Origin of the sequence: Methylibium sp. (assembly GCF_031393925.1) — a bacterium.
Lineage (GTDB): Bacteria > Pseudomonadota > Gammaproteobacteria > Burkholderiales > Burkholderiaceae_C > Methylibium.
This window is the reverse complement of the sequence record NZ_JANMWL010000024.1, coordinates 1-5,293: the sequence shown is the minus strand read 5'-3', so window position 1 is coordinate 5,293 and position 5,293 is coordinate 1. Positions and strand designations below refer to the sequence as shown.

Annotated in this window: 6 protein-coding genes; all 6 read right to left on the bottom strand. The window is 68.4% G+C overall.

All coding sequences use genetic code 11. The features are described 5' to 3' along the window. Window positions 1-1,851, bottom strand: a 1,851-nt coding sequence (locus tag RMO12_RS01680; RefSeq protein WP_309637968.1) for a DNA methyltransferase, incomplete at its 3' end; no start/stop codon positions are given. A 24-nt stretch (window positions 1,852-1,875) separates the two neighbouring features. After that, entirely contained in the window at window positions 1,876-2,793 is a 918-nt protein-coding gene (locus RMO12_RS01675; protein WP_309637967.1) for a SprT family zinc-dependent metalloprotease, read from the bottom strand. A gap of 21 nt (window positions 2,794-2,814) precedes the next feature. Beyond that, entirely contained in the window at window positions 2,815-3,582 is a 768-nt protein-coding gene (locus RMO12_RS01670; RefSeq protein WP_309637966.1) for a lysophospholipid acyltransferase family protein, read from the bottom strand. 28 nt (window positions 3,583-3,610) lie between these two features. Beyond that, window positions 3,611-4,234 carry a D-glycero-beta-D-manno-heptose 1,7-bisphosphate 7-phosphatase gene (gene gmhB, locus RMO12_RS01665; RefSeq protein ID WP_309625071.1) on the bottom strand — a complete coding sequence of 208 codons (624 nt, stop codon included), beginning with the start codon at window positions 4,232-4,234 and terminating at the stop codon, window positions 3,611-3,613. Beyond that, window positions 4,231-4,434 (bottom strand): hypothetical protein, encoded by a 204-nt coding sequence (locus RMO12_RS01660; RefSeq protein WP_309637965.1) that lies wholly within the window; start codon window positions 4,432-4,434, stop codon window positions 4,231-4,233. The genes gmhB and RMO12_RS01660 overlap by 4 nt, the downstream gene beginning before the upstream one ends. 35 nt (window positions 4,435-4,469) lie before the next feature. Further along, the coding region (locus RMO12_RS01655; protein WP_309637964.1) for a glycine--tRNA ligase subunit beta at window positions 4,470-5,293 on the bottom strand (824 nt) is incomplete at its 5' end.

Sequence of the window (5,293 nt, the reverse complement as noted above, 5' to 3'; positions counted from 1 at the left end):
GCCGGCCGCGACCGCATGCGGTTCGCCGTCGACCGTCTCGTACTCGTAAAGGGTTCTCAGGGCAGCCGGGCGCAGGCCGAAGCCGATGACGACGCAGTGCACGGCCGCCATGCCGCTGGCTTCATTGCTCCATCGGAACGTCCGATGGGCGAAACGGATGCTCACACCCTGAGCGAGCAGCCAGCTCCAGAGCACGCCGACCTGCTCGCCCTGCACGATGCTGTTGGTGGAGACCAGCCCGATGCCGATGGCGTCATTGCCGCGTGCATACAAGGTTGCCTTGACGTGCCACGCCGCCACCATGTCGAGCACGCCGCCGCCGTCGAGCATTGCGAACAGCGCAGCGACATCGGCCTTCTGCGCCGCGGTCTGATGCTGCTTTCCGCTGAACGGCGGATTGCCCAGCACGAAGCTGCACCTCGCTGCCGGCAGCACGTCCTCCCATTCCAGGCGCAGCGCATTCCCATGCACGATGTGCGGCGTGGTCTTCAACGGGATGCGCGCGAAGTACAGGCCGAACTCCTCGCCGACGCGCAGGTTCATCTGGTGGTCGATGAGCCACAGCGCCACCTGCGCGATCTGGGCCGGAAAGTCCTCGATCTCGATGCCGTGGAACTGGTCGACGTCGATGTGGATGAGCTGGTGTACGTCCACCACCCGCTGGCCGCCACCCGCACCCTGGTCGTAGGCGGTGCGCAGCACTTCCAGCTCGAGCAGGCGCAGCTCGCGGTAGGTGATGACGAGGAAGTTGCCGCAGCCGCAGGCCGGGTCCAGGAAGTTGAGCGTGCGCAGCTTCTTGTGGAACTCGAACAGCCGGTTGCGGTTGCCCTTGACCTTCTCGAACTCGGCCCACAGTTCATCGAGAAACAGCGGCTTGATCAGCTTGAGGATGTTCTCCTCGCTGGTGTAGTGCGCGCCGAGATTGCGCCGCGCCTTGGCGTCCATGATGCTCTGGAACAGCGCGCCGAAGATCGCCGGGCTGATGGCGCTCCAGTCGATCGCGCAGGCATCGAGCAGGCCCTCGCGCATCACCGCGTTGAACGAAGCCAGCGGCAGCGCCGCCTCGAACAGCCGGCCGTTCACATAGGGAAAGGCGCGCAGCTGTTCGTCGAGCGTCTTGGGGCGTTTTTCCTCGGGCGTGTCGAGCACCTGGAACAGCGCCGCCAGCTGCGGCCCGAGATCGCTGCCATCGGGGGTGGTGCGTTCTTCCACCCAGGCCCGAAACGCCTGCGCCGGCTGAAAGATGCCGGTGTCGTCGGCAAACAGGCAGAACAGCAGCCGAACGAGCATCACCTCGAGCGCATGACCGTCGTAGCCACTGGCATCGAGCGCGTCATGCAGCCGGCCCATGCGCTCGGCCGCACGCAGGTTCACCGGGTCTTGCGGCTTGATGACCTGGGCCTGGTAACCGGCGATGAAGCCGAAGCGGCGGATGTGCTTGTGCAAATCCTTCAGCGCGAACTCGGTTTCCTCGCCGGTCTCGAAGTCGCTCAGGCGCAGGCGTCGGAAATCGCTCACCAGCACGTAGCGCGGAAGGTCACGCTCGGGCAGCCCGTCGAAGTAGTCGACCGCCTGCGCAAAGGCGCGCTCCAGGTTCTGGCCGGCGCTCTTGTGCTCGATCAGCAGCACGCCCTTCCAGAAGGCGTCGATGCGGCCGTTCTTCAGCGCATGTCCGGCGCGCGACATGCCGACCTGCTTCTCGAACGCGGTCACGCGCCGACGATCGATGCCGAAGATGGTGAAGAAGGCGTTCCAGAAGCTCTGCGCCTCGGCTCGCTCCGAGGTTTCGTCGCCCCATTCCTTGGAAAAGGCGATCGCGCGCGACCTGATCTCGTTCCAGCTCAGCGGCATGGGCGCAAGCGGTCCGCCCGCCGCTCAGTCGAACACCGGCACGGTCTCGTGGCGCAGCGCGCCGCGGGCGGTGTCGAGGTCGGGGATGACCGAGCGCACCACGTCCCAGAAACGCGCGCTGTGGTTCATCTCGCGCAGGTGTGCGAGTTCGTGGGCCACGACGTAGTCGATGGTCGGCATGGCAAAGTGAACGAGCCGCCAATTGAGCCGCACCGAGCCGTCGGCGCTGGCGCTGCCCCAGCGCGTCTCGGCCGAACTCAGCGCGAGGCGGCGCACCTGGACGCCGAGCCGCGGTGCGAAGTGCGCGCAGCGCTCCTCGAAGATGCGCCGCGCCTGGCGCTTGAGCCAGGCTTGCACCACGTCGCGGATCTGCTCGGTGCCCGCGCCGTGCGGCAGGCCGATGTGCAAGGTCAGGCGCGCAACGCCGGGCAGTGCATCGGCGTCGGTGTTGAGCAGGGCGCCGGTGGCGCGCGCGTCGAGCACCAAGATCACCGTCTCGCCGAGAAAGGGCAGGCTGGCGCCGTCACGCCACTCGATGCGCGCGGCCTCGTGCTTGCACGCGCGCTCGTGCTGCTCGGCCAGCTTGGCCTGGATCCACGCCGACTTCTCGCGCAGCGCCGCCTCCACCTCGCCGATGCCCACCCAGCGCGGCGCCCGCACCGAGAGGCCTTCGGCCGAGACGACCATGCCGATCGAGCGGCGCCGCACGCGCTGGAATTCGTAGGCGACGACCAACCGGCCGAGGTCGATCTCACGCGCCGCTCGCGGGTGACGAAACAGCGGGGGGGCGATCCGGGCGGCGGGGGGTTGCACCGCCGGCGCAGCGGTCGGTGCGGGCGTGCGCGTCGCCACGATCGACGCGATGCCGATGGCTTCGGCGCTGCCTGCGAACAGCGGCAGTTCGTACTGGGTGGGGTCGGCTGCGGGCGCCCGGCGCGTCATGGCGGGCGAGTATAGAAGTCGCTATGCGGCGGCGCGGGGTGCGTCGGCGTAGGCCTCGGGGTCCAGGCGGCGCATCTCCTGCTCGATCCAGGCCTCGACCTCGCGCATCAGCTCATCGCTCTGGCGACCGACCGAGGCGATGGGCGCGCCGATCGACACGTCGATCACGCCGGGGCGCAGCATGAGGCTCTTGCGCGGCCAGCACTTGGCCGAGCTCACCGCGATCGGCACCACCGGCGTGCCCAGCTCCACCGCCAGGCGCGTGCCGCCGCTCTTGTAGACGCCCTGGCTGCCGCGCGCGGTGCGCGTGCCTTCGGGAAACATGATGACCCAGTTGCCCTTTTGCATGTGGCGCCGGCCCTGCTCGGCAACCCGACTCCAGGCTTGCGCGCGCTTGTTGCGGTCGATGTGAATCATGTCGAGCCGACCGATCGCCCAGCCGAAGAAGGGGATGTAGAGCAGCTCGCGCTTGAACACGTAGCACAGCGGGTGCGGCATCAGCGCCGGGAAGGCAAACGTCTCCCAGGTGCTCTGGTGCTTGGGCAAGAGGATCACCGCCGACAGGCGGTCCACCGGCAACTGCTCCATGCCGCTCACCCGGTAGTTCACGCCGCAGATCACGCGCGCGCCCCCGATGCACAGGCGCAGCCAGGTGATACAGACCCAGTAGACCGGGTCGCCGCGCACGACGATCGACAGCAGCACCGCCGCGATCGCGAACGGCACCACGGTGACTGCCATCCACGCCATGAACAGCGCCGAGCGCAGCCGCGCGAGCAGCGCACTCATCGCGAAGGGTCGGTGCTCGGCACCGCCCTCAAGCACCGAGAGCTCCGGGGCCGCTGTCGGGCGCGTCAGGCACGCCGCGTGCGAGCGCGCGCGCATGGCGGTCACGCTGCACGATGAACTCGGCCGCGGTGGCGAGGTCGGCATGCACGAGGGTGCCAGGCACTTGTCGCACGACCGACTCGAGGGCCGCGTCGTCGAGCCCGGCGCACTTGCCGGTGCGCACCAGATGCGTCTCGCAGCCCACGGCGGCGGCGGCCTGCAGGTCGCGCAAGCTGTCGCCGATGGCGGGACGCCCCTGCAGCTCTACGCCGTAGCGCTCGCCGATCTGCTCGAACAAACCCGGCATCGGCTTGCGGCAACTGCAGTTTTCATCGGGCGCATGCGGGCAGAAGAACACCGCATCGATGCGCCCGCCGACCTTGGCCAGGCCCTGGTTCATCTTGATGTGCATGGCGTTGAGCGAAGCCATGTCGATCAGGCCGCGGCCCAGGCCCGATTGGTTGGTCGCCACCACCACGTGCCAGCCGTCGTGGTTGAGCCGCGCAATGCCCTCCAGCGCGCCGGGCAGCGGCTCCCACTCGTCGGCCGACTTGACGTAGTCGTCGCGCTCGGCGTTGATGGTGCCGTCGCGGTCGAGGATGACGAGCTTCATGCTGCGGCCTCGACGGCGCGGCGCTGGGCCGCGCCGACGGACAAGACGTGCTCGAGTTGCCCTCGGTTCATGCCGCTCGGCGCGTGGGCTTGCGCAGGCGCGAGCGCCTCTTCAACGCGGGCGGGCTCGGCTCGCAGCGTGGAGAGGGTGGTCTCGTGCGCTGCGAGCGCAAAGGCGTTGATCTCGGCTTGACGATTCACGCTCGGGATTATCGGCGGCACGGATCGGCACGGTCTCATGAGGCCAGCTTGGAGAGATCGGCCACGCGATTCATCGCCGCATGCAGGGTGGCCAGCAGGCCGAGCCGGTTGGCGCGCAGCGCCGGGTCGTCGGCATTGACCATCACCGTGTCGAAGAAGGCGTCGACCGGCGCCTCGAGCGCGGCCAGCGCCTGCAACGAGGCGGTGTAGTCGCCGCGCTCGAAGGCGGCATCGGCGGCGGGCCGCACCACCGCGAGCGCCTCTGCGAGTGCGGCCTCGGCGGGCTCTGCCAGCAAGGCCGCATCGACCCTGGGCTCGATGGCTGCGCCCTCGACCTTCTTCAAGATGTTGCCGACGCGCTTGTTGGCAGCGGCCAGCGGCGCCGCTTCGGGCAAGGCGGCAAAGGCGCGGACCGCGGCCAATCGCGGCGGCACGTCGGCCAGGCGCTGCGGGCACAACGCCAGCACGGACTCGACCTCCTGCGCGCTGTAGCCCTGCTCGCGCAGGTTGCCGGACAACCGGTCCAATATGAAGTCCTGCACAAGAGCGGGCGTCCGTGGATCAAAGACCCGTTCTGAAGAGCCACGGCTGCCCGACACGGATGGTCCCATTGATGCACCTTGCTTGCGCTCAAATTCCTCGTTAATGTCCACCTGCTTCGACCAAGCTTTCTGAAGCTCAGCATCGTCGAGCACAGCGAACGCCGTCTTAACAAGCTCCGCCACTTCGAGCGGCAGCTTCCGCTCGGTCAGCATGCGGATCACGCCGAGCGCATGCCGTCGCAGCGCAAACGGATCCTTGTCGCCGCTGGGCACCTGCCCGATGCCGAACAGCCCGACCAGCGTCTCCAGCTTGTCGG

Excerpts from the sequence above, each read along its gene's own strand:
- RMO12_RS01675 (WP_309637967.1), bottom strand. The coding sequence starts at position 2,793 with ATGACGCGCCGGGCGCCCGCAGCCGACCCCACCCAGTACGAACTGCCG.
- gmhB (WP_309625071.1), bottom strand. The coding sequence starts at position 4,234 with ATGAAGCTCGTCATCCTCGACCGCGACGGCACCATCAACGCCGAGCGC.
- RMO12_RS01670 (WP_309637966.1), bottom strand. The coding sequence starts at position 3,582 with ATGAGTGCGCTGCTCGCGCGGCTGCGCTCGGCGCTGTTCATGGCGTGG.